The organism is Variovorax sp. 160MFSha2.1, assembly GCF_048305075.1.
Lineage (GTDB): Bacteria > Pseudomonadota > Gammaproteobacteria > Burkholderiales > Burkholderiaceae_C > Variovorax > Variovorax guangxiensis.
In genome coordinates this window covers 1,448,853-1,471,380 of sequence record NZ_CP157624.1, presented here as the reverse complement: position 1 = coordinate 1,471,380, position 22,528 = coordinate 1,448,853, and the positions used below count along the sequence as shown (strand labels likewise).

Genomic DNA, 22,528 nt, shown 5'->3' with positions numbered 1-22,528 from the left:
GAGTCATTTTTCCACCGCCGCCCATTCGGCCGGCGTGTATGTCTTCATCGAAAGCGCATGCACCTCGTCGGTGTGCATTTTCGCACCCAGGGTGGCGTAGACCCGCTGGTGGCGCTGGATCGAGCGCTTGCCCTCGAATTCGGCCGAGACGATGGTCGCGTACCAATGTCGGCCATCGCCCTCCAGCGAGATGTGCTCGCACGGCAGGTGGGCGGTGATGATGGCTTGGAGCTGGTCAGCGGTCATGGGAGTCGTGGAAGGAGGCGTTCAGCCTCTGATTTTGTAGCCGATGCGCAGGAGATGGATGGCGATGGCACTCACCACCAGCCACGCGGTGCCGACGATGCCCAGGCTGAGCCAGGGCGAGGCGTCGCTCACGCCGAAGAAGCCGTAGCGGAAGCCGTCGATCATGTAGAAGAACGGGTTCAGGTGGCTGACCTTCTGCCAGAACGGCGGCAGCGAGCCGATCGAATAGAACACGCCCGACAGGAAGGTCATGGGCATGATCAGGAAATTCTGGAACACCGCCATCTGGTCGAACTTCTCGGCCCAGAGCCCGGCGATGAGCCCCAGCGTGCCCAGCATGGCCGAGCCCAGCAGCGCGAACACCAGGATCCACACCGGCGCGACGAAGCTCGGCTGCGCGAACAGCACCGTCACCACGAACACGCCCAGCCCCACCGCCAGCCCGCGGATGACCGACGAGCCCACGTAGGCGAAGAACCAGCCCCAGTGCGAAAGAGGAGTGAGCAGCACGAAGACCAGGTTGCCCATGATCTTGCTCTGGATGATCGAGGACGAGCTGTTGGCGAAGGCGTTCTGCAGCACGCTCATCATCACCAGGCCCGGAACGAGGAAGGCGGTGTAGCCGACCGTGCCGTAGACCTTCACGTGGTCTTCGAGCACGTGGCCGAACACCATCAGGTACAGCAGCGCGGTGAGCACCGGCGCGCCCACGGTCTGGAAGCCGACCTTCCAGAAGCGCAGCGTTTCCTTGTAGAGCAGCGCGCGCCAACCCGTCACGGCCATCATCGCGCCACCTCCAGCGGGGTCTGCTCGCCGGCCATCAGGTCGATGAACACGTCTTCCAGGTCGGCCTTGCGCATTTCCACGTCTTCCACCGTGACGCCGGCTTCGCGAATGGCGGCCAGCAGTTGTTCGACTTCATGGGCGTTCTGCGCCGGCAGCTGCACGATGCGCCCGGTGATGCGCGCATGCTGCGCGATGGCCCAGGGCAGCATGGCGTCGGTCTTGAATCGCAGCACGTTGCTCGCTGCCGATTTCAGCAGCTCGCTGGTGCGGTCGAGCGCGATCACCTTGCCCAGCTTGAGCATCGCGATGCGGCTGCACAGCGCCTCGGCCTCTTCGAGGTAATGGGTAGTGAGCAGCACGGTGCTGCCCTGCTTGTTGAGCCTGGCGACGAACTGCCACAGCGTCTGGCGCAGCTCGACGTCGACGCCGGCGGTGGGCTCGTCGAGCACGATCACCGGCGGCTTGTGCACCAGCGCCTGCGCCACGAGCACGCGGCGCTTCATCCCGCCGGAGAGCTGGCGCATGTTGGCCGTGGCCTTGTCGGCCAGGCCCAGGCTCTGCAGGAGCTCGTCGATCCAGGCTTCGTTGTTGGTGATGCCGAAGTAGCCCGACTGGATGCGCAGCGACTCGCGCACGTTGAAGAAGGGGTCGAACACCAGCTCCTGCGGCACGATGCCGAGCTGGCGGCGCGCCTGCGCGTACTCGCGCTGCACGTCGAATCCGTGGACGCTGATGGCACCCGCCGTAGGCCGCGAAAGGCCCGCGAGCATGCTGATCAGGGTGGTCTTTCCCGCGCCGTTCGGGCCGAGCAGGCCGAAGAACTCGCCCTCCTCGATCTGGAAGCTGACCTCGTCGACCGCCTTGAGCCCCGGCTTGCCCTGGGCCTTCTGCTGTCTGGAGGGGGGATAGGTCTTGGAGACCGACTGGAATGAGATCGCGGGCATGGGAGCCCGCGATTTTAAGGTGCCGCTTTACAAGCTGCCGGGCAGCGGCCCGATACCCTCATGCGGCCCCGGCCGGGTCCGACGGGTCAGGGCGCGGCGGGCAAAAGTCCGGCAATGCCGTAGAGGGCCGCCAGTTCGCGCAGCCGGGGCGAGAGCCCCTTGACGGAGAAACCGCGCCCCAGCGCGCTCGATTCGCGCCGGCATTCGAGCAGCACGGCCAGCGCCGATGAATCGAACTGGGTCAGCGCCGTCGCGTCGACCACGGTGGACGACGAGTCGGTCTGGCCCTTCAGCCCCTGCTGCAGCATGTGCATGCAGGCGGGGGCTTCGTCATGGGTCAGTCGGGCGGGCAGGACCAGCATGTCGCGCGGCTCCGGCTCAGCTCTTGCCGTTGCCCTTGTTGCGCGCGGCCAGCGCGGTAATCAGGCCGTCGATACCGCTCTTGTTGATTTCCTGCGCGAACTGGGTGCGGTAGGTATCGACCAGCCAGACGCCCAGCACGTTCAGGTTGTAGACCTTCCAGCCGGCGCCCTGGCCGGGGGTCTTCTCGAGACGGTAGTCGAGCTGGACCGGATCGCCGCGGCCGCGGACCTCGGTGCGCACCAGCACGTCCTTGTCGTCGGGCGAGCCGCGGAACGGACGCACGGTGACGGTCTGGTCGGTCACCTGGTCGAGCGCACCGGCATAGGTGCGGACCAGCAGGGCCTTGAACTCGTCCTGCAGGCGCTTCTGCTGCTCGGGGGTGGCGGTACGCCAGGCCGGGCCGACGGCAGAGGCGGTCATGCGCTGGAAGTTGACGTTCGGCATGATCTTGCTGTCGACCAGCACCATGATCTTGTTGACGTCACCCGACTTGATGGACGAGTCGGCCTTGATCGTCTCGAGCACGTCGGTCGACAGGCGCTTGACCAGTGCGTCGGGCGCCTCGTCGGCGGCACGGGCGGGCTGGACGAAGGCGACGGCGGCACTGAACAGCAGTGCGCCGGCCAGAGCCAGGCGGCCGAGATCGCGACGTTGCAGGGTCTTGTTGTTCATGGAGAGTCCCTCATTCAAGTTTGAAAATCCGCAGGCACCCGGAAAACCGGCTGCTGAGACAGGAACGGATTCGAGCCCCACGGGGCCGACGGGGTTCCTGTCCGGGAGGTGAAGCCTTGCAACCGGATGCAAGCGGGCGGCCCTCCCTTGCGTCGTCTTTATTTGTCGGCGCCCTTGTCCATGCCGCCGCCATCGTCGGGCGGGTTGCCGTCGTAGACCTGGCTGCGGCGGCGCTGCAGGTACGCATCGCGCGTGAACGAATACTTGTCGAGCGCCGCGTCGCCAAGCAGGCGGCTCGCGCGCAGGTACTGCGAGCGCGTGTCGACGACGCGCAGCACCGTCAGCGAATTGCGCCAGGGGATGTCCTCCACGTAGCCCAGCGGGTCGCCCCACATGTCGAGCGGCTTGGCGGCGGTGTCGCGCAGCGTGGAGGAGCCCAGCAGCGGCAGCACCACGTACGGGCCGGAGCCCACGCCCCAGTAGCCCAGGGTCTGGCCGAAGTCTTCCTCGTGGCGCGGGAGGCGCGCTTCGGTCGCCACGTCCAGCACACCGCCGAGGCCGAAGATGGTGTTGACGTTCAGCCGCATGAAGGTCTCGGCACTGTTCTGCAGCTTGAGCTGGGCCACGTTGTTGACCAGGTTCCAGACGTCACCGATGTTGTTGAAGAAGTTGTTCACGCCGGTGCGCACCATGGAGGGCAGCGCGTTCTGGTAGGCCGTGGCCGCGGGCACCAGCACGGCATCGTCGACGGCGTCGTTGAAGCGCGAGACACCCCGGTTGAACGGCTCGAGGGGATCGGCGGGGTTGGCGTTGGGGCCGGTCGCACAACCGGCGGCCAGGGCAAGTACCGCGCCGGCGCCAATCCAGCGGGTCCGGCTTGCTACGCTATTCATAGCAAAAAACAAAGAAGATCGTGTTTTCATTTCTTATTGGCTGTTCCAGGCGTGGAATTTCCCTCCGCCGCCTTGCTGTACAGGAACTGGCTGATCAGGTTTTCCAGCACCACGGCCGATTGGGTCGCGGTGATGGTGTCGCCGGCTTGCAAGTTCTTGTCCTCGGCGCCCGCCTCGATTCCGATGTACTGCTCGCCGAGCAAGCCACTGGTCAGGATCTTGAGCGAGCTGTCCTTGGGAAAACTGTAACGGTTTTGCAAAGCCAGAGTGACGTCTGCCTGAAAGGTCTTGTCGTTGAAGGAGATGGATTCCACACGGCCGACCACCACGCCCGCGCTCTTCACCGCCGTCTGCGGCTTCAGGCCGCCGATGTTGTCGAAGCGCGCCGTAACCGAATAGGTCTTCTGGAAGTTCAGGCTCAGCAGGTTGGCCGACTGCAGTGCCAGGAACAGCAGCGCAGCAGCGCCGATCAGGACGAACAGGCCGACCCAGATGTCGTTGTTGGAACGTTGCATATCGACTCTTCCTAAATTCCAGCGGTTTGGCTCATTCGGGGAACACCGCAGAACCGGCTTTGCCGGGCTGCAGGTGTTGCCCCCTGCAAGGGGGTTGGCGGCCACACGAAGTGGGCAAGCCTGGGGGTTTGCCTGGTCATATGCTGAACATCATGGCGGTCAACAAGAAGTCGAGGCCCAACACCGCCAGCGACGCCGTCACCACCGTGCGCGTGGTCGCGCGCGACACGCCCTCGGGCGTGGGCTGGGCCTCGTAGCCCTGCAGCAGCGCGATGAAGGTCACGGTGAAGCCGAAGACGATGCTCTTGATGACGCCGTTGCCGACGTCGCGCCACACGTCGACGCCGCCCTGCATCTGGGCCCAGAACGCGCCGGGGTCCACGCCCAGCATCAGCACGCCCACCACGTAGCCGCCCATGATGCCAATGGCGCTGAACACCGCCGCCAGCAGCGGCATGGTGATGACGCCGGCCCAGAAGCGCGGCGCGAGCACGCGCTGCACGGGGTCTATCGCCATCATCTCCATGGCGCTCAGTTGCTCGTCGGCCTTCATGAGGCCGATCTCGGCCGTCAGCGAGGTGCCGGCACGCCCGGTGAACAGCAGCGCCGCCACCACGGGACCGAGCTCGCGCACCAGGCTCAGCGCGACCAGCAGGCCCAGCGCCTCGGAAGACCCGTAGCGCTGCAGCGCGTAGTACATCTGCAGACCGAGCACGAAGCCCACGAACAGGCCCGACACGCCGATGATGGCCAGCGAGTAGTTGCCCAGGAAATGGATCTGGTCGCGCACCAGGCCGAAGCGGCGCAGGATCTGCGCGCCCGGACCGACAAGGCGCATGAAGAGCTTCGCGCCGTAGCCGAGGTTGGCCAGATGGCTGCGCGTGGCAAAGCCGGCATCGGATGGCTTCCACCAGGTCATGTTTGCCCCCACGTTCGGCACTTCGTGTCCTCACTGCCCCCCGAGGGGGCCTTCGCTTGCTCGGGGCGGCCCAGCGCGGCGCTCATGAGCGCCCTCCTTCGACATTGCCGAAGTCGTCCTCGATGCTGACGCCCGGGTAATGGAAATGAACCGGCCCGTCGGGCAGCGCATTCACGAACTGATGGACCAGCGGATCGGCGCTCTCGCGCACCTCGGCCGGCGTGCCCTGCGCGGCGATGCCGCCGTTGGCCAGGATGATCACGTGGTCGGCAATGCGGAAGGTTTCTTCCAGGTCGTGCGACACGATGATGCTGGTGAGCCCCAGCGCGTCGTTGAGCTGGCGGATGAGGCGCGCGGCCGTACCCAGAGAGATCGGGTCGAGTCCGGCGAAGGGCTCGTCGTACATCACGAGGTCGGGGTCGAGCGCGATGGCCCGTGCCAGCGCCACGCGCCGCGCCATGCCGCCCGACACCTCGCTGGGCATCAGGTCGCGCGCGCCGCGCAGGCCGACCGCGTCGAGCTTCATGAGCACCACGTCGCGCACCAGCGCTTCGGAAAGTTGCGTGTGCTCGCGCAGCGGGAACGCCACGTTGTCGAACACGCTCATGTCGGTGAAGAGCGCGCCGAACTGGAACAGCATGCCCATGCGCCGGCGCGCGGCGTAGAGGGCGCTCACATCCATCCTGCCGACATCATTGCCGTCGAAGAGCACCTCGCCGCGCTGCGCCTTCTGCTGTCCGCCGATCAGGCGCAGCACCGTGGTCTTGCCGCCACCCGAGGCGCCCATCAGCGCCGTCACCTTGCCGCGCGGTACGGCGAACGAGACGCCGTCGAGGATGGTGCGCGCACCATAGCCGAACTTGACGTCGCGAAACTCTACGAAGGGATGTGGCAGCGGTGTGGCGGTGTCCATCTCAATAAAAAAGCCGGGGCGCTTTTCCAAGCATCCCGGCATGCGGTTTGACGCGGATGATAACGGGGCCGCGGCCGGCCCCGCGAAACTGAAACAAAATTCAGCGCGGCGGCCGTCAGACCCTCGTCAGGAACCCGTGGACAAAGGCCCCTGGCGCCGCGAACCCTCTCCTCAGCGAGGCAGGTCGCTGAAGCCCATCAGGAACTCGTCCACCGAACGCGCGGCCTGGCGGCCTTCGCGGATCGCCCACACCACCAGCGACTGTCCGCGGCGGATGTCGCCGGCCGCAAAGACCTTCGGAACGTTGGTGGCATAGCCGCCGACGAAGTCGACCGTCGCCCGGGCGTTGCCGCGTGCATCCTTCTCCACGCCGAAGGCGTCGAGCACCGAGGCGACGGGGCTCACGAAACCCATGGCGAGCAGCACCAGGTCGGCCTTGAGCACCTGCTCGCTGCCGGCCACTTCCTGCATCTTGCCGTCCTTCCATTCGACGCGAACGGTCTTCAGGCCGGTGACCTTGCCCTTTTCGCCGATGAACTCCTTGGTGGAGATCGCGAACTCGCGCTCGCAGCCCTCTTCGTGGCTGGAGCTGGTGCGCAGCTTGATCGGCCAGTACGGCCAGGTCAGCGGACGGTTCTCTTCCTCGGGCGGCTGCGGCATCAGCTCGAACTGCGTGACGCTCACCGCGCCATGGCGGTTGCTGGTACCCACGCAGTCGGAGCCGGTGTCGCCGCCGCCGATGACGATCACGTGCTTGCCGTCGGCGCGCAGCTGGCCCTTGACCTTGTCGCCTGCGTTGACGCGGTTCTGCTGCGGCAGGAACTCCATCGCGAAGTGGATGCCGTCGAGGTCGCGGCCGGGCACGGGCAGGTCGCGCGACTGCTCCGCGCCGCCGGTCAGCAGCACGGCATCGAACTCTTTCTGCAGCTGCTCGGGCGTGACGGTTTCCTTGGCCAGGTTCGTGACCTTGGAGCCCTTGCCCAGCGGATCCTTCGCGGCGCCGACGATCACGCCGGTGCGGAACACCACGCCTTCGGCCTTCATCTGCTCGACGCGGCGATCGATGTGCGACTTCTCCATCTTGAAGTCGGGAATGCCGTAGCGCAGCAGGCCGCCGATGCGGTCGTTCTTCTCGAAGAGCGTCACGTCGTGGCCGGCGCGCGCCAGCTGCTGGGCCGCCGCCATGCCGGCCGGGCCCGAACCCACCACCGCGACCTTCTTGCCGGTCTTGTGCTTGGCGACGCGCGGCGCCACCCAGCCTTCGTCCCAAGCGCGGTCGATGATGGCGTGTTCCAGCGACTTGATGCCGACAGCGTCGTCGTTCACGTTGAGCACGCAGGCAGCCTCGCAGGGCGCGGGGCAGATGCGGCCGGTGAACTCGGGGAAGTTGTTGGTCGAGTCGAGCACCGCGAAGGCGTTCTGCCAGTCGTTGCGGTACACCAGGTCATTGAAGTCCGGAATGATGTTGTTGACCGGGCAGCCGCTGTTGCAGAACGGCGTGCCGCAGTCCATGCAGCGCGCGCCCTGCACCTTGGCCTGGTCGTTGCTCAGGCCGACGACGAATTCCTTGTAGTGCTTGACGCGCTCCTCGACGGGCTTGTAGCCCTCCTCGATGCGCTCATGCTCCATGAAGCCGGTGATCTTTCCCATCGTGCTTTCCTTTGTTCTCTGTACTTACTCGCGGGCGCTCAGACCGAAGCCGGGGCCGACTGCGGCGCGGGGGCTGCCAGCGCGTGCGGCTCCAGGCCGATGTGCGCGTTGTTGCCGCTGCTCGTGAGCTCGACCTTGCGGTCGTGCAGCTCGGCGAGCGCGCGCTTGTATTCGTTCGGGAACACCTTCACGAACTTGGTGCGCGCCACGGACCAGTTGTCGAGCAGCTCGCGCGCGCGCTTGCTGCCGGTCCAGCGGTGGTGCTCTTCGAGCAGCTTCTTCAGCTGGGCCTCGTCGGTCTCGCCGCCGTGCCAGATCTTGCGGTGCACGCTGGCGGTCTGCTCGGCAGAGGTCAGCACCTTCTCGAGGGAGACCATCGAGAGGTTGCAGCGCGTGGCGAACTGGCCGTCCTCGTCGTACACGAAGGCGACGCCGCCGCTCATGCCGGCCGCGAAGTTGCGCCCCGTCTTGCCGAGCACGGCCACCGTGCCGCCGGTCATGTATTCGCAGCCGTGGTCGCCGGTGCCTTCGATGACCGCCGTGGCGCCCGACAGGCGCACCGCGAAGCGCTCGCCGGCCACGCCGCACAGGTAGGCCTCGCCGGTGGTCGCGCCGTACAGCGCGGTGTTGCCGACGATGGTGTTGCGCGCTGCCTCACCACGGAAGTCGAGGCTGGGGCGCACCACCACGCGGCCGCCCGAGAGGCCCTTGCCGGTGTAGTCGTTGGCGTCGCCGATCAGGTACAGCGTGATGCCGCGCGCCAGGAAGGCGCCGAACGACTGGCCGCCCGTGCCTTCGAGCTGGATGCGGATCGAGTCGTCGGGCAGGCCCTGCGGATGCACCTTGGTCAGCGCGCCCGAGAGCATCGCGCCCACAGAGCGGTTGACGTTGCGCGCCACCTCGATGAACTGCACCTTCTCGCCCTTGTCGATGGCCGGACGCGACTTCTCGATGAGCTTGACGTCCAGCGCCTTGTCCAGGCCATGGTCCTGGTTCTCGACGTGGAAGCGCGGCACGTCGGCCGGCACGTTCGGCAGCGCGAACAGGCGGCTGAAATCGAGGCCGGCGGCCTTCCAGTGCTCGATGCCCTTGCGCATGTCGAGCAGGTCGGCGCGGCCGATCAGGTCGTCGAACTTGCGGATGCCGAGCTGGGCCATGATCTGGCGCACTTCTTCCGCGACGAAGAAGAAGTAGTTGACGACGTGCTCGGGCTTGCCCGAGAACTTCTTGCGCAGCACGGGGTCCTGCGTGGCCACGCCCACCGGGCAGGTGTTCAGGTGGCACTTGCGCATCATGATGCAGCCCTCGACCACCAGCGGCGCCGTGGCGAAGCCGAACTCGTCGGCGCCCAGCAGCGCGCCGATGGCGACGTCGCGGCCGGTCTTCATCTGGCCGTCGGCCTGCACGCGGATGCGGCTGCGCAGGCGGTTGAGCACCAGCGTCTGCTGCGTCTCGGCCAGGCCGATTTCCCACGGGCTGCCCGCGTGCTTGATCGACGACCAGGGCGAGGCGCCCGTGCCGCCGTCATGGCCGGCGATCACGACGTGGTCGCTCTTGCACTTGGCGACGCCTGCAGCGATCGTGCCCACGCCGATCTCGCTCACCAGCTTCACGCTGATGCTGGCGTGCGGCGCGGTGTTCTTCAGGTCGTGGATGAGCTGCGCCAGGTCTTCGATCGAGTAGATGTCGTGGTGCGGCGGCGGGCTGATGAGGCCCACGCCCGGCACGGCATAGCGCTGCTTGCCGATGTACTGCGTGACCTTGCCGCCCGGCAGCTGGCCGCCTTCGCCCGGCTTGGCGCCCTGCGCCATCTTGATCTGGATCTGGTCGGCCGAGTGCAGGTATTCGGCCGTGACGCCGAAGCGGCCGGACGCGACCTGCTTGATGCGCGAGCGCAGCGAGTCGCCGTCCTTCAGCGGCAGGTCGACCTCGACGTTCTCGGCGCCCACGATGCTGCGCAGCGTGTCGCCCTGCTTGATCGGGATGCCCTTGAGCTCGTTGCGGTAGCGCGCGGGGTCTTCACCGCCCTCGCCCGTGTTGCTCTTGCCGCCGATGCGGTTCATGGCCACGGCCAGCACCGAGTGCGCCTCGGTACTGATGGAGCCCAGCGACATCGCGCCGGTGGCGAAGCGCTTGACGATCTCGGCCGCGGGCTCGACCTCGTCGACCGGAATGGCCTTGGCCGGATCGATCCTGAACTCGAACAGGCCGCGCAGCGTGAGGTGGCGGCGGTTCTGGTCGTTGATGAGCTGGGCGTATTCCTTGTACGTGTTCCAGTTGTTGGAGCGCGTGCTGTGCTGCAGCTTGGCGATGGCGTCGGGCGTCCACATGTGCTCCTCGCCGCGCGTGCGCCAGGCGTATTCGCCGCCGGCGTCGAGCATGTTGGCGAGCACCGGGTCGTTGCCGAAGGCAGCCTTGTGCATGCGGATGGCTTCCTCGGCGATCTCGAAGACGCCGATGCCTTCCACACGGCTGGCGGTGCCGGTGAAGTACTTGTTCACCGTCTCGCTGTTCAGGCCGATGGCTTCGAACAGCTGCGCGCCGCAGTAGCTCATGTAGGTGCTGACACCCATCTTCGACATGATCTTCGACAGACCCTTGCCGATGGCCTTGACGTAGTTGTTGACCGCCTTCTCGGCGCTCAGCTCGCCCGGCAGGTCGGCGTGCATCGCCACCAGCGTCTCCATGGCGAGGTAGGGGTGCACGGCTTCCGCGCCGTAGCCCGCCAGCACGCCGAAGTGATGCACCTCGCGCGCCGAACCGGTCTCGACCACCAGGCCGGCGGTGGTGCGCAGGCCCTCGCGCACCAGGTACTGGTGCACGGCCGACAGCGCCAGCACGGCGGGAATCGCCACCTGCGTGGGGCTCACGCCGCGGTCGCTCACGATCAGGATGTTGTTGCCGCCCTTGATGGCGTCCACGGCCTCGGCGCACAGCGACGCCAGCTTGGCTTCGACGCCCTCGTCGCCCCACGCGAGCGGGTAGGTGATGTCGAGCACGTAGCTCTTGAACTTGCCCTGCGTGTACTTGCCGATGTCGCGCAGCTTCGCCATGTCGGCGAAGTCGAGGATCGGCTGGCTCACTTCGAGCCGCATCGGCGGGTTGACCTGGTTGATGTCCAGCAGGTTCGGCTTGGGGCCGATGAAGGACACCAGCGACATCACGATGGCTTCGCGGATCGGGTCGATCGGCGGGTTCGTGACCTGCGCGAAAAGCTGCTTGAAGTAGTTGTACAGCGGCTTGTTCTTGCTCGAGAGCACGGCCAGCGGGCTGTCGTTGCCCATGGAGCCGATGCCTTCTTCACCCGCCTGCGCCATCGGGCTCATCAGGAACTTGATGTCTTCCTGGGTGTAGCCGAAGGCCTGCTGGCGGTCGAGCAGCGGCACCTGCGACAGCGGCGCCTTGACCGCCTCGGCGGCCTCCGCCTTCACGCTGTCGAGCTTGATGCGGAGGTTTTCGATCCACTGCTTGTAGGGCTTGCTGTTGGCGAGGTTGGCCTTGACCTCCTCGTCGTCGATCAGGCGGCCCTGTTCCAGGTCGATCAGGAACATCTTGCCGGGCTGCAGGCGCCACTTGCGCACGATCTTCTGCTCGGGCACGGGCAGCACGCCCGACTCGGAAGCCATGATGACCAGGTCGTCGTCGGTCACGCAGTAGCGCGAGGGGCGCAGGCCGTTGCGGTCGAGGGTGGCGCCGATCTGGCGGCCGTCGGTGAACACGATGGAGGCCGGGCCGTCCCAAGGCTCGAGCATGGCGGCGTGGTACTCATAGAACGCGCGACGGCGCGGGTCCATGGTGGCGTGCTGTTCCCAGGGCTCGGGAATCATCATCATCACGGCCTGGCTGATGGGGTAGCCGGCCATCGTCAGCAGCTCGAGGCAGTTGTCGAAGGTGGCGGTGTCGGACTGGCCGGCGAAGCTGATCGGGTAGAGCTTCTGCAGGTCGGCGCCCAGCACGGGGGAAGACATCACGCCTTCGCGCGCCTTCATCCAGTTGTAGTTGCCCTTGACCGTATTGATTTCGCCGTTGTGGGCGACATAGCGGTACGGGTGGGCCAGCGGCCACTCGGGGAAGGTGTTGGTCGAGAAGCGCTGGTGCACCAGGCCCAGGGCCGAGACGCAGCGCTTGTCCTGCAGGTCGAGGTAGTAGGTACCGACCTGGTCGGCCAGCAGCAGGCCCTTGTAGACCACGGTGCGGCTCGACATGCTGGGAACGTAGTATTCCTTGCTGTGCTTGAGCTTCAGGCGCTGGATGTTGGCGCTGGCTGTCTTGCGGATCACGTAGAGCTTGCGTTCCAGCGCGTCCTGCACGATCACGTCGTTGCCGCGGCCGATGAAGACCTGGCGCAGCAGCGGTTCCTTCTCGCGCACGGTGGGCGACATGGGCATGTCGCGGTTGACCGGCACGTCGCGCCAGCCCAGCAGCACCTGGCCTTCGGCCTTGATGGCGCGTTCCATTTCCTGCTCGCAGGCTTCGCGGGAGGCGTGTTCCTTCGGCAGGAAGATCATGCCGACGCCGTATTCGCCAGGCGGGGGCAGCGTGACGCCCTGCTTCGCCATTTCCTCGCGGTAGAGGTGGTCGGGCAGCTGGATCAGGATGCCGGCGCCGTCGCCCATCAGCTTGTCAGCGCCCACTGCGCCGCGATGGTCGAGGTTCTCGAGGATCTTCAGGCCCTGCAGCACGATGGCGTGGCTTTTCTCGCCCTTGATGTGTGCAACGAAGCCGACGCCGCAGGCGTCGTGCTCGTCGGCAGCGGAATAAAGACCGTGTTCTTGGAGATGCTTGATCTCGGCAGCCGTCGTCATGGCGCGCTCCTTCAGTGTTCGCAGGGAATCGGAGCATATTGCGTTGCACAAAGAATGCCAAACACTTTAATAGGGGTCAGATTCCATTTAAATGTTGAGTTTTTCTATAGGAATTAAATTAGGGACATATCAAAAACAGGAGCAAAAAAGCCAATCCATGCAATGGATCGAACAGGCTTTTCAGGTCAGGATCGAGGCGTCGAAGGCGGTCGCCCGGCCTTGGCCTTGACCACGCGGCGATCGGTGGACTTGCGCAGGCTGTCGAGAAAATCCTCGTCGCCGGCCGCCCAGCCCCGCAGGGTGGCTTCGGTCAGCGCGCTCTGGTCGGCCGCGCGCACGCCGGCACGCACCAACTCGACATACGCGGCCTCCCGCGCGAACGGTGTGTTGCCAAGCTGCCAGTACAGCGGATGCGGCGTCAGCAGCTTGTCGTGCCGCAGGCCGGCGTAGTGAGCGTGACTGGACCAGGGAAAATCGCGCGCGTCGTTCACCATGCCCGCCCGCACCGGGTTGAGGTCGATGTAGGCCATGCAGGTCAGCAGGTAGCGCTCGGTCTGGATCAGCGTCGACCTGTAGCGCCCTTCCCAGAGCGTGCCGCTGCGGCCGTGGCGGTCGTTGAAGTAGCGCACATAGGCGCGGCCGACCGACTGCATGAACTGCGGCAGCCCGGTGGCGCTCGCGGGCGTGGCCAGCAGGTGGAAGTGGTTGTCCATCAGCACGTAGGCGTGCATCGCGATGCCGAAGCGCGTGGCGCTTTCGGCCAGCAGGGCAAGCAGCTTCTCGTGGTCTGCGCGGTCAATGAAGATCGGCTGGCGGTTGTTGCCGCGCTGGATCACGTGGTGCGGCACGTCGGCCAGCGTGAGACGGGGAAGACGGGCCATGGAGCCAGGCGGCCTGCGAGCCGGCGTTCAGGCGAGGCTGAAGCGCGTGTCGCCCAGCCTGTCGAGCCCGAACTGCGCCAGCAGCTCGCGCAGCCGCGCGGCCGCGCTCGCCTTTCGCTGCCCGGTGTACCGCGCCAGGATCAGCTCGTTCTTCATGCTGTGCTCCCAGCCGACCAGTTCGGTCACGGTAACGCTGTAGCCGTTGGCTTCCAGGTACAGGCAGCGCAGCACGTTGGTGAGCTGGCTGCCGATCTCGCGCGTGTGCAGCGGATGGCGCCACAGCTCGGCCAGCGGCGTGCGCGAGAGCGCCAGCGCCTTGGTCTCGCGCAGGCAGGCGGCCACCTCGGCCTGGCAGCAGGGCACCAGCACCATGCAGCGCGCCTTCTTGGCCAGGCCGAAGGCGATGGCGTCGTCGGTGGCGGTGTCGCAGGCATGCAGCGCCGTGACCACGTCGATCTGCGCCGGCAGCTCGCCCGACTGCGCGGACTCGGCCACCGTGAGGTTGAGGAACGACATGCGCTCGAAGCCAAGGCGCTTGGCCAGCTCGCGCGAGCGCTCGACCAGTTCGCCGCGCGTCTCGATGCCGTAGACATACCCCCCGCCTGATCGCGCCCGGAAGAACAGGTCGTAGATGATGAAGCCCAGGTACGACTTGCCAGCGCCGTGGTCGGCCAGCGTGGCGCCGGCCCCTTCGTCCGGCAGCTCGCGCAGCAGCTGCTCGATGAACTGGAACAGGTGGTAGACCTGCTTGAGCTTGCGCCGCGAGTCCTGGTTGAGCCGGCCCTCGCGGGTCAGTATGTGAAGCTCCTTGAGCAGCTCGACCGACTGGCCGGGGCGCAGAACCTCGGCCAGCTCGGCATCGGCCTTGGCGGCCTTGTTCGTCTTGGGTGCGGTCTTCGTGTTCATGGCTTGGCACTCCTCGGCCCGACGTCCAGCTCGGCCCAGCCCTGCGCGCCCAGTGCCTCGAGCGTGTCGATGTTGCGCTCGAAGATCGCCTCGGCTTCCGGAAAGGCTTCCACCGCGCGGCTCACGCTGTCCTCGCGCAGAAGATGCAGCGTGGGATGCGGCGCGCGATTGGTCGCGTTGCCGATGTCGTCGGCCTCGGTGCCGGCGAACTGGAACTGCGGATGAAAGCTCGCCAGCTGCAGCACGCCGTCGAATCCCGCGCGGGCGAGCCGGCGTTCGGCGCGCGCCGTGAAGTCGTTGAAATCCAGGAAGTCGGGCAAGGCGTTCGGTGCAATCAGAAGGGTTGTGTCGCGCACGGCGGCGTCGAGCGCCACGAGGTCTCGGGCCTGGGCCAGCAGTGCATCCATCAGGTCGGCTTCCTCGGCAGCCTCGTACACCGCGTAGTGGATCTGCCCTTTCACGTGCACGGCCTTCGCGAAGGGGCACAGGTTGAGGCCGATCACAGCGCGCTCCAGCCAGCGCCGCGTATCGGCTTCGGCCTGGGGGGCTGCGATTGTCGCCGGGAGCGTCATGCCATCTCCGCGGCGGGGCGAATGCGCCCCAGTCGCCGTGCGATCGCCATGCCGACCAGCGAGCAGGTCAGCGTGGCCGTCCAGGTCCAGTGCCAGCCGCCGACGCGATGCGCCAGCCAGGCCACCGCGGGCGGCGCCAGGAACTGGCCCAGCGAGGAAGCCTGCTGCATCAGCCCGACGGTGGTCGACACGGTGGACGGCCCGGGCGCGAGTCGCACGCCCAGCAGGAACAGCGTGGCCGGTACCATGCCGCCGCCCAGCGAGAAGGCGCACACGGCGATATAGCGCAGCACAGGCGGCAGGCCCAACGCGTCGGCGCCCTGCCCCATCTGCGCGAAGGCGGCCACGCCGCCCAGTGCCATCGTCAGGAAACCGAGCTGCAGCAGCCTCTCGGGCGCCACGCCGCGCTGCAGCCAGCGCCCGCCGGCGACGTTGCCGACGATGTTCATCGCCGCCGCGAGCGCGGTGAGCACCGCATTCCACGCGGCCGGCACGCCGGCGCCCGCGTAGATGGCAGGCAGGAAGCCGATCACCGCCATCCATTGCGACGAATACACGGCAAAGGTCAGCGCGACCAGCCAGGGTGCGCGCGCACCGACGGTGGCGCGCAACCGCGACATCCATCCGCCCGAAGCCGGGCCTGCCGCGGCCGGCCGGAGCCGGTCGGCGGGCACCACGATCCAGAGCCAGAGCGCCGCTCCGGCCGACACGGCCGACAGCGCCCACCACCAGTCCACCCAGCCGCCCCAGGCGATCAGGGCCGGACCGAGCAACAGCGCGAGCGCCACGCCCAGCGGCATGTAGGCGCCCCACAGGCCCAGCGCCGCCTTGTCGGCGCCCGGCGGCGTCAGCGCACGGATCAGCCCCGGCCCCGGCATCACCGCCAGCAGGAAGCCGACGCCCTCCACGGCGCGAAGCACCAGCAGCCATTGCACGGCATGCGCACCGCCGCCGCCCAGTCCGGTGCCGGCCGCACCGCCGAGCAGGCTGGCGACCGTCAGCACGACCAGCCCCGCCAGCATGCTGCGTCGCAGGCCGATGGTGTCCGCCGCGAGGCCGACCAGCAGCCCCAGCGTCATGCTCGCGACCTGCACCAGCGAGAGCAGGAATCCCGCCTCGACCAGATCGATGCCCAGCGACGCCTGCAGCGCCGGCACCGCGGGCGGCAGCTTGCCGAGGTGCAAGGCTGCGCTGACACCGCCCAGCAGGACGGCCAGCGCGGCAGCGGGAATGCGGGGGCGCCCGGCCTGGCCGCTCATGCGATGCCCCGACGGCCGGTCAGCCGCTCATGCTCGCGCACGGCGAAGCGGTCGGTCATGCCGGCGATGTAGTCGGCCACGGCGCGATGCCTGTCCTGCCGCTCGGCATAGGACGCCGGCATCTCGGAGCCGCGCTCCAGATACGCCTCGAACAGTTCCCGCATCACCTGCCGCGCCTGATCGGTGGTCTGGGTGACCTGGGGATGGCGGTAGAGGTTGCGGAAGAGAAAGCGCTTCAGGTCTTCCGACTGGGCCTGCATCGTCTCGCTGAACGAAACGACCGGCGGGGCCTTGCGCACAGCGTCGGAATCGCCCGGCGCGAGCGCTTCGAGCGCAGCGCGGGTCGCGTCGATCACGTCGTAGACCTGCGCGCTCAGCATGCGGCGGATGGTTTCGTAGAGCACGCGACGGCCCCGCAGCTGAGGATGCTCGGCCAGTGCCTCGCGGCGATGACGCTCGAACAGTTCCACGTCGGACAGCTGCTCGACGGTGATGAGGCCCGAGCGCACGCCGTCGTCGATGTCATGGGCGTTGTAGGCGATGGCATCGGCCAGGTTGCACAGCTGGGCTTCCAGCCCCGGCTGGGTGCGGTCGAGGAAACGCCGGGCGACGCCATTGGGCTCCGCCGCCTCCAGCCGCTCGGCGTTCGCGCGCGAGCAGTGCTTGAGGATGCCCTCGCGGGTCTCGAAGCTCAGGTTCAGGCCGTCATATTGCGGATAGCGATGCTCCAGCGCATCGACCACGCGCAGGCTCTGCAGGTTGTGCTCGAAACCCCCGTGCCCGGCCATGCAGTCGTTGAGCGCGTCCTGCCCGGCGTGGCCGAAGGGCGTGTGGCCCAGATCGTGCGCCAGGGCGATCGCCTCGACCAGGTCCTCGTTGATGCGCAGCGCCCGCGCGATCGACCTCCCCAGCTGGGCCACTTCAAGCGAATGCGTGAGCCGGGTGCGAAACAGGTCGCCCTCGTGGTTCAGGAACACCTGCGTCTTGTAGACCAGCCGGCGGAAGGCGGTGGAATGCACGATCCGGTCGCGGTCGCGCTGGAAGGCATCGCGCGTGGGCGCGGGCGGCTCCGCATGCCGACGGCCGCGCGAGCGCGCGGGCTGGCAGGCGTAGGCCGCGAGGCTCATCGCGGCGCGCAGCTCTGGGCGAGCACTTCGCGCACGAGCGCGTCGGGCGCGCTGCGGACCACCGCGGAGCCGGGGCGGTCGACCACCACGAAGCGGATCTCGCCGGCCTCCGACTTCTTGTCGACGCGCATCAGCTCCAGGTAGCGGTCGGCGCCCAGCGCGGGCCCGACGGTCGGCAGGCCGGCCCGCTCGATCAGCCGGGTGAGCCGCTCGACGAAGGCGGCATCGACACCGCCGAGCCGCTGCGACAGCCGTGCCGCCATCACCATGCCGCAGCCCACCGCCTCGCCGTGCAGCCATTCGCCATAGCCGAGGCCCGATTCGATCGCGTGGCCGAAGGTGTGGCCGAAGTTGAGGATCGCCCGCAGCCCGGTCTCGCGCTCGTCCTGGCCGACCACCAGCGCCTTGATCTCGCAGCTGCGCTTGACGGCATGGGCCAGCGCCGCCGGCTCCCGCGCGACGAGGGCGTCGATGTTCGCCTCGATCCAGTCGAGGAAGGCCATGTCGTGGATCGGCCCGTACTTGATGACTTCGGCCAGGCCGGCGCTGAGTTCGCGCGGGGGCAAAGTCTGGAGCGTCGCCAGATCGCAGACCACAAGCTGCGGCTGGTAGAACGCGCCGATCATGTTCTTGCCGAGCGGATGGTTGATGGCGGTCTTGCCGCCCACGGAGGAGTCGACCTGCGCCAGCAGCGTGGTCGGCACCTGCACGAAAGGCACGCCGCGCATGTAGCTGGCGGCCGCGAAGCCCGTCATGTCGCCCACCACGCCGCCGCCCAGGGCGAACAGCACGGTCTTGCGGTCGCTGCCGCGGCCAAGGAGCTCGTCGAAGATCAGGTTCAGCGTCTGCAGGTTCTTGTACGCCTCGCCGTCGGGCAACTCGAGCAGGTGGACCGCCCGGAACCGGCCCGCCAGGGCGGATTGCAGCGCCCTGGCATAGAGCGGCGCCACCGTGGTGTTGCTGACGATGAGGGCTGCGGCCGAGGCGGGCGTGGCATCGAAGCTCCGCGGGTCGTCCAGCAGGCCGGCGCCGATCAGGATCGGATAGCTGCGGTCGCCGAGCTGGATGTCGACGCGTTCTGGCGGGGCGGAGAGTTCGGACAGGGACATGGGCAGCGAGTTTAGGCGCTGCGGCTCGGGCAGGCTCAGGCGGGGGGCTCTTCGGGGTGGGCGCCCGGCTCGACGATGCCGGCCAGTTCGAGCTGCATCACGATGATGTTCACCAGCATCGCGATCGTCGGACGGCCGGTATCGACCACGTCGTGGGCGGTTTCCCGGTAGAACGGGTCGCGCGCATCGTGCAGCTCCCGCAGCCGCCCCAGCGGATCGGCCACCTGCAGCAGGGGCCGCTTGACGTCATGGCGCAGGCGCCGGAACAGGTCTTCGGGGGAGGAGCGCAGGTAGATCACATGGAAGTGATCGCGCAGTTGCTTGCGGTTCGCCTCCCGGAGCACCGCACCGCCGCCGGTGGCCAGAATGCCCTGGGGATTGGCGGCCAGGTCGGCGATCACCGTCTGCTCGAGGTCGCGGAAGGCGATTTCGCCCTCGCGCTCGAAGTAATCACGGATCGAGCAGCCGATGCGCTGCTCGATCACGTGGTCCGTATCTACGAAGGGAAGGTCCAGCCGCATCCCCAGGCGCCGGCCCACTGCGGATTTTCCGGCGCCGGGCAAGCCGACGAGTGCGACCGCCACGCGGTGGCTGCTACGCCCGCGCGTCAGCGCGCGGCGTTGCGGTCGGTAATCATCTTCGGGGTGATAAAGACGAGCATTTCAGTCTTGTTGGCAACGCGTTCGCGCTTGCGGAACAGTGCACCCACATAGGGCACTTCACCCAGCACCGGCACGCGCGATTCGTCATTGGTTTCGGTGAGCTCGAAGATACCACCGATGACAACCGTGCCGCCGTTCTCGACCAGCACCTCGGTCTGCACGTGCTTGGTGTTGATCGCCGGACCCGCCGAAGTATTCACGCCGCGGGCGTCCTTGCTCACGTCCAGCGTCAGGATGATGTTGCCTTCGGGTGTGATCTGGGGCGTGACTTCGAGCTTCAGCACCGCCTTGCGGAACGAGATCGAGGTGGCGCCGCTGGAAGTGGCCTGCTGGTACGGGATTTCCTCGCCCTGCTCGATCAGCGCCTTGGTCTGGTCGGCCGTGATCACGCGGGGACTGGACACCAGCTTGCCCTTGCCGTCGGCTTCGAGCGCCGAGATCTCGAGGTTCAGCATGCGAGAGAAGCTCGAATTGAACAGCGAGATCGCGAAGGTGCCTGCCGCGTTGCCGGTGCCGCCGGCATCGCCTGCGGGAAGGTTGATGAAGTTGGAGTTCGTCCAGGTGGTGGTGGCCGTGCTGGCACCGCCGTTGGTGCCCGCCGTGATGGTGGGCATCGCACCCACATTGGCGAACGCCCGGTTGCCAGCGGACGATGCGAAGCGCTCGCCAGCAATACCGCCCCCAAGTCGTACACCAAGGGACTTGCCGAAGGTGTCCGACGCCTCGACGATACGGGCTTCGATCAGCACTTGGCGAACGGGGACGTCCAGCTTCTGGATCAGCTCGGTCACCTGGGCCAGACGCGAAGGGATGTCCGAAACGAAGAGCTGGTTGGTACGCGATTCGGCGATGACGCTGCCGCGCGGGCTCAGGATCCGGGTGGTCGTACCGCTGCCGCCGCCACCGCCAGAAGAAGCGCCCGTGCCAGTCAAGCCCTGAGCAATGGCAATCGCCTTGGTGTAGTTGAGCTGGAACGACTGGGTCCGTAGCGGCTCCAGATTCTCGATCGCGGCCTTGGCCTCGAACTCGAGCTTTTCCTTGGCGTTGATCTCATCCTTCGGCGCGATCCACAGCACGCTGCCGTTCTTGCGCATGCCCAGGTTCTTCGCCTGCATGATGATGTCGAGCGCCTGGTCCCACGGCACGTCCTTCAGCCGCAGCGTCAGCGCGCCGGTCACCGAATCCGAGGTCACGATGTTGAAGTTCGTGAAATCGGCGATCACCTGCAGCAGCGAACGGATCTCGATGTTCTGGAAGTTCAGCGACAGCTTCTCGCCGTTGTAGCCCACGCCCTGCGTCAGCTTGGTCGGATCGACCTTGCGGGCACGGACCTCGACCACGAACTGGTTCTCGCTCTGATAGGCACTGTGCTCCCAGTCGCCCTTGGCATCGATCGTCATGCGGACGCGGTCGCCGGCTTGCTGCGAAGTGATGAGCTGGACCGGGGTTCCGAAGTCGGCCACGTCGAGGCGGCGACGCAGCCCTTCGGGCAGCGTCGACTTGGTGAACTCCACGACAAGGCTCTTGCCCTGCTGCTTGACGTCCACGCCCACCTGGTTGTTCGGCAGATCGACGATGACCCGGCCGGTGCTGTCGGAACCGAGACGGAAATCGACATCCCGCAGGGGCAGCGTGTCGCGATTGCGGTTTTCCGCGAAGGTCGTGGAAGCCGACGCGACAAGCGCCGGGCCCGCCACCGGCTCGAGCGTCACCAGCAGCGACTTGCCCTGGATCTCGGCCTTGTATGCGGTCGCCTGCTTCAGGTTCAGCACCACGCGGCTGCGTTCACCGGCCTGCACCACGTTCACCGAGCGCAGGTTGCCCTGGTTCACCTCGATGGCGGAGCGGCCGATGGCATTCGTGACACCAGGAAAGTCGAGCGCAATACGCGCAGGCGTCTGCACGGCGAATCCGGCAGGAACCGCGGTGAGCGGCTGTGCCAGATCGATGCGGATCACTTCGGAGCCCGACTGCGTCGAGCTCGTCACCGCCTCGATGGCGTTTTGCGCATGAGCCACGGCCAATGCGCCGAAGGCCAGCAGACCCAGGCCGGCAGCGCGCAGCCACTGTGCCATTTTTGATTTCTTTTGGTTCATTTCGCACTCTCTTGCAGCTGCAGCGTCGCGACGCGTTCGATCCATTCACCGGCGGCGTCTTGCACGATTTCACGCAAGGCGATTTCGGTTTCGTTGATACGGGTGATGCGCCCGTAGTTGAGTCCCAGGTATTCGCCGACGCGCACCTTGTAGAGCAGCTTGTCGACGCGCAGCAGCGCCACCGGCTGGCCATTGCGGTTCATGCTGCCGACCATGGCCATCGAGTCGAGCGGGAAGGCTTCGAGCGCTTCCTTGCGGCGCGCGAGCTCCGGCGCGATCAGCTCCGAGGTGCTCGGCTGATTCGATTCGCGGCGCAGCGCCTGCGTCAGCTTCAGGATGTTGAAGGGCTCGAATGCCGAGGCCTCGGTATAGGCCTGCGGGGTGAACTTCTTGGGCTCGGAAATCGGCGGCACCGAGGGCTTCACCTGGGCACGCTGCTCGGCCATCCAGCGCTGCATGTCTTCCTGGCCCGAATCGCAGGCGCTCAGTGCCGACGCCGCCAGCGTCAGCCACAGTACTTTGGCGACGATCTTCATTTCTTCGCCTTCGGTGCGGAGGCGCGCTTCTGCGCGGCCCGTTCTTCGTCATCGAGGTAACGATAGGTGCGCGCGGTGGCGTCCATCGTCAGCACGTCCTTGTCCTTCTGCGGGGTGACGGAAATGTTGTTCAGCGTCACGATCCGCGACAGGCCCGCCACGTCGGCAGCGAAAGCACCCATGTCGTGGTACCGGCCGGTCACCCGGACGGCGATCGGGAGTTCGGCGTAGTAGTCCTTGACCGACACCTGTCCCGGACGGAACAGCTCGAACTGAAGGCTGCGGCCAAGGCCTGCCTGGTTGATGTCCGACAGCAGGGCGTCCATTTCGGCCTTGCTGGGCAGCTGCTTCTCGAGCAGGGTCACGTACTGCTGCACCTGCTCGCGCTGCTTCTTGAGCAACTCGAGGTTGGCGGCCTGAGCCACCTTCTTCTGGTAGTCGGCCTTGAGCGTGACTTCCTTGGCGCGCTCGCTTTCGAGCTCGTCGTTCGAATTGGTCAGCCAGACGAACCAGAGGGCGACCAGCACAAGTGCCGTGACCACCAGGCAGAGCGCATAGCGGGGCACCGCCGGCCATGCCGAGGGATCGTTCGGATTGAGTCCGCGGAATTGGTCGCCGAAGCGCTGGAACGCAGCGGCGACGTCGATTTTCTGGGAGGGGCGATTGCTTGCCAT

The 22,528-nt window shown here is 66.8% G+C and carries 21 protein-coding genes; all 21 read right to left on the bottom strand.

The features are described 5' to 3' along the window. Window positions 1-3 precede the first annotated feature (3 nt). The 21 genes from ABL838_RS06295 to ABL838_RS06195 all read right to left on the bottom strand — a co-directional run bounded on the left by ABL838_RS06295 (window position 4) and on the right by ABL838_RS06195 (window position 22,528). A complete protein-coding gene (locus tag ABL838_RS06295; RefSeq protein WP_019654412.1) occupies window positions 4-246 on the bottom strand; it encodes a BolA family protein in 243 nt (80 codons plus the stop codon). Window positions 247-267: 21 nt separating this feature from the next. Further along, the gene (locus tag ABL838_RS06290; protein WP_418125838.1) at window positions 268-1,023 is read right to left on the bottom strand and encodes an ABC transporter permease; all 756 of its coding nucleotides are present in this window, start codon (window positions 1,021-1,023) and stop codon (window positions 268-270) included. A 5-nt stretch (window positions 1,024-1,028) separates the two neighbouring features. Beyond that, the gene (locus ABL838_RS06285; RefSeq protein WP_126023000.1) at window positions 1,029-1,976 is read right to left on the bottom strand and encodes an ABC transporter ATP-binding protein; all 948 of its coding nucleotides are present in this window, start codon (window positions 1,974-1,976) and stop codon (window positions 1,029-1,031) included. Between the two features lie 86 nt (window positions 1,977-2,062). Continuing rightward, window positions 2,063-2,338 (bottom strand): STAS domain-containing protein, encoded by a 276-nt coding sequence (locus ABL838_RS06280; protein WP_418124711.1) that lies wholly within the window; start codon window positions 2,336-2,338, stop codon window positions 2,063-2,065. A 16-nt stretch (window positions 2,339-2,354) separates the two neighbouring features. Next, a complete protein-coding gene (locus ABL838_RS06275; protein ID WP_126022998.1) occupies window positions 2,355-3,011 on the bottom strand; it encodes an MlaC/ttg2D family ABC transporter substrate-binding protein in 657 nt (218 codons plus the stop codon). A gap of 158 nt (window positions 3,012-3,169) precedes the next feature. After that, window positions 3,170-3,904: a VacJ family lipoprotein gene (locus tag ABL838_RS06270; RefSeq protein WP_206169519.1), complete on the bottom strand. Its 735-nt coding sequence runs from the start codon at window positions 3,902-3,904 to the stop codon at window positions 3,170-3,172. Between the two features lie 26 nt (window positions 3,905-3,930). Then, complete coding sequence (gene mlaD, locus ABL838_RS06265) at window positions 3,931-4,419, bottom strand: outer membrane lipid asymmetry maintenance protein MlaD (RefSeq protein WP_019654418.1); 489 nt, start codon at window positions 4,417-4,419, stop codon at window positions 3,931-3,933. Between the two features lie 136 nt (window positions 4,420-4,555). Then, complete coding sequence (mlaE, locus tag ABL838_RS06260; protein ID WP_184635095.1) at window positions 4,556-5,338, bottom strand: lipid asymmetry maintenance ABC transporter permease subunit MlaE; 783 nt, start codon at window positions 5,336-5,338, stop codon at window positions 4,556-4,558. A gap of 82 nt (window positions 5,339-5,420) precedes the next feature. Beyond that, window positions 5,421-6,251, bottom strand: coding sequence for an ABC transporter ATP-binding protein (locus ABL838_RS06255; RefSeq protein ID WP_418124709.1), 831 nt, complete (start codon window positions 6,249-6,251; stop codon window positions 5,421-5,423). A gap of 171 nt (window positions 6,252-6,422) precedes the next feature. Continuing rightward, window positions 6,423-7,901 carry a glutamate synthase subunit beta gene (locus ABL838_RS06250; RefSeq protein ID WP_418124708.1) on the bottom strand — a complete coding sequence of 493 codons (1,479 nt, stop codon included), beginning with the start codon at window positions 7,899-7,901 and terminating at the stop codon, window positions 6,423-6,425. Between the two features lie 38 nt (window positions 7,902-7,939). Then, window positions 7,940-12,706, bottom strand: coding sequence for a glutamate synthase-related protein (locus ABL838_RS06245; RefSeq protein ID WP_184635092.1), 4,767 nt, complete (start codon window positions 12,704-12,706; stop codon window positions 7,940-7,942). 185 nt (window positions 12,707-12,891) lie between these two features. Further along, a complete protein-coding gene (locus tag ABL838_RS06240) occupies window positions 12,892-13,587 on the bottom strand; it encodes a transposase (protein ID WP_418124707.1) in 696 nt (231 codons plus the stop codon). A 27-nt stretch (window positions 13,588-13,614) separates the two neighbouring features. Next, complete coding sequence (locus tag ABL838_RS06235) at window positions 13,615-14,493, bottom strand: class I SAM-dependent methyltransferase (protein WP_418124706.1); 879 nt, start codon at window positions 14,491-14,493, stop codon at window positions 13,615-13,617. Next, on the bottom strand, window positions 14,490-15,065 hold the full coding sequence (locus ABL838_RS06230; protein ID WP_418124705.1) for a DUF1415 domain-containing protein: 576 nt from the start codon (window positions 15,063-15,065) through the stop codon (window positions 14,490-14,492). The genes ABL838_RS06235 and ABL838_RS06230 overlap by 4 nt, the downstream gene beginning before the upstream one ends. After that, window positions 15,062-16,324, bottom strand: a complete 1,263-nt coding sequence (locus ABL838_RS06225; protein ID WP_418124703.1) for a CynX/NimT family MFS transporter — start codon at window positions 16,322-16,324, stop codon at window positions 15,062-15,064. The genes ABL838_RS06230 and ABL838_RS06225 overlap by 4 nt, the downstream gene beginning before the upstream one ends. Then, a complete protein-coding gene (locus tag ABL838_RS06220) occupies window positions 16,321-17,451 on the bottom strand; it encodes a deoxyguanosinetriphosphate triphosphohydrolase (protein WP_184635084.1) in 1,131 nt (376 codons plus the stop codon). The genes ABL838_RS06225 and ABL838_RS06220 overlap by 4 nt, the downstream gene beginning before the upstream one ends. Next, window positions 17,448-18,560: a 3-dehydroquinate synthase gene (gene aroB, locus ABL838_RS06215; protein ID WP_418124701.1), complete on the bottom strand. Its 1,113-nt coding sequence runs from the start codon at window positions 18,558-18,560 to the stop codon at window positions 17,448-17,450. Before aroB ends, ABL838_RS06220 begins: the two co-directional genes overlap by 4 nt. Window positions 18,561-18,595: 35 nt before the next feature. Further along, entirely contained in the window at window positions 18,596-19,144 is a 549-nt protein-coding gene (locus ABL838_RS06210) for a shikimate kinase (RefSeq protein WP_369659452.1), read from the bottom strand. A 23-nt stretch (window positions 19,145-19,167) separates the two neighbouring features. Further along, window positions 19,168-21,318 (bottom strand): type IV pilus secretin PilQ, encoded by a 2,151-nt coding sequence (gene pilQ / locus ABL838_RS06205; protein ID WP_126022985.1) that lies wholly within the window; start codon window positions 21,316-21,318, stop codon window positions 19,168-19,170. Beyond that, entirely contained in the window at window positions 21,315-21,854 is a 540-nt protein-coding gene (locus ABL838_RS06200; protein WP_184635077.1) for a pilus assembly protein PilP, read from the bottom strand. Before ABL838_RS06200 ends, pilQ begins: the two co-directional genes overlap by 4 nt. Then, a complete protein-coding gene (locus ABL838_RS06195) occupies window positions 21,851-22,528 on the bottom strand; it encodes a type 4a pilus biogenesis protein PilO (RefSeq protein ID WP_184635075.1) in 678 nt (225 codons plus the stop codon). Before ABL838_RS06195 ends, ABL838_RS06200 begins: the two co-directional genes overlap by 4 nt.

Bases quoted from the DNA above. Each gene is read 5' to 3' on its own strand.
- ABL838_RS06295 (WP_019654412.1), bottom strand. From the start codon at position 246: ATGACCGCTGACCAGCTCCAAGCCATCATCACCGCCCACCTGCCGTGC.
- ABL838_RS06285 (WP_126023000.1), bottom strand. From the start codon at position 1,976: ATGCCCGCGATCTCATTCCAGTCGGTCTCCAAGACCTATCCCCCCTCC.
- ABL838_RS06280 (WP_418124711.1), bottom strand. From the start codon at position 2,338: ATGCTGGTCCTGCCCGCCCGACTGACCCATGACGAAGCCCCCGCCTGC.
- ABL838_RS06275 (WP_126022998.1), bottom strand. From the start codon at position 3,011: ATGAACAACAAGACCCTGCAACGTCGCGATCTCGGCCGCCTGGCTCTG.
- ABL838_RS06270 (WP_206169519.1), bottom strand. From the start codon at position 3,904: ATGAATAGCGTAGCAAGCCGGACCCGCTGGATTGGCGCCGGCGCGGTA.
- mlaD (WP_019654418.1), bottom strand. From the start codon at position 4,419: ATGCAACGTTCCAACAACGACATCTGGGTCGGCCTGTTCGTCCTGATC.
- mlaE (WP_184635095.1), bottom strand. From the start codon at position 5,338: ATGACCTGGTGGAAGCCATCCGATGCCGGCTTTGCCACGCGCAGCCAT.
- ABL838_RS06255 (WP_418124709.1), bottom strand. From the start codon at position 6,251: ATGGACACCGCCACACCGCTGCCACATCCCTTCGTAGAGTTTCGCGAC.
- ABL838_RS06250 (WP_418124708.1), bottom strand. From the start codon at position 7,901: ATGGGAAAGATCACCGGCTTCATGGAGCATGAGCGCATCGAGGAGGGC.
- ABL838_RS06245 (WP_184635092.1), bottom strand. From the start codon at position 12,706: ATGACGACGGCTGCCGAGATCAAGCATCTCCAAGAACACGGTCTTTAT.
- ABL838_RS06240 (WP_418124707.1), bottom strand. From the start codon at position 13,587: ATGGCCCGTCTTCCCCGTCTCACGCTGGCCGACGTGCCGCACCACGTG.
- ABL838_RS06235 (WP_418124706.1), bottom strand. From the start codon at position 14,493: ATGAACACGAAGACCGCACCCAAGACGAACAAGGCCGCCAAGGCCGAT.
- ABL838_RS06230 (WP_418124705.1), bottom strand. From the start codon at position 15,065: ATGACGCTCCCGGCGACAATCGCAGCCCCCCAGGCCGAAGCCGATACG.
- ABL838_RS06225 (WP_418124703.1), bottom strand. From the start codon at position 16,324: ATGAGCGGCCAGGCCGGGCGCCCCCGCATTCCCGCTGCCGCGCTGGCC.
- ABL838_RS06220 (WP_184635084.1), bottom strand. From the start codon at position 17,451: ATGAGCCTCGCGGCCTACGCCTGCCAGCCCGCGCGCTCGCGCGGCCGT.
- aroB (WP_418124701.1), bottom strand. From the start codon at position 18,560: ATGTCCCTGTCCGAACTCTCCGCCCCGCCAGAACGCGTCGACATCCAG.
- pilQ (WP_126022985.1), bottom strand. From the start codon at position 21,318: ATGAACCAAAAGAAATCAAAAATGGCACAGTGGCTGCGCGCTGCCGGC.
- ABL838_RS06200 (WP_184635077.1), bottom strand. From the start codon at position 21,854: ATGAAGATCGTCGCCAAAGTACTGTGGCTGACGCTGGCGGCGTCGGCA.
- ABL838_RS06195 (WP_184635075.1), bottom strand. From the start codon at position 22,528: ATGGCAAGCAATCGCCCCTCCCAGAAAATCGACGTCGCCGCTGCGTTC.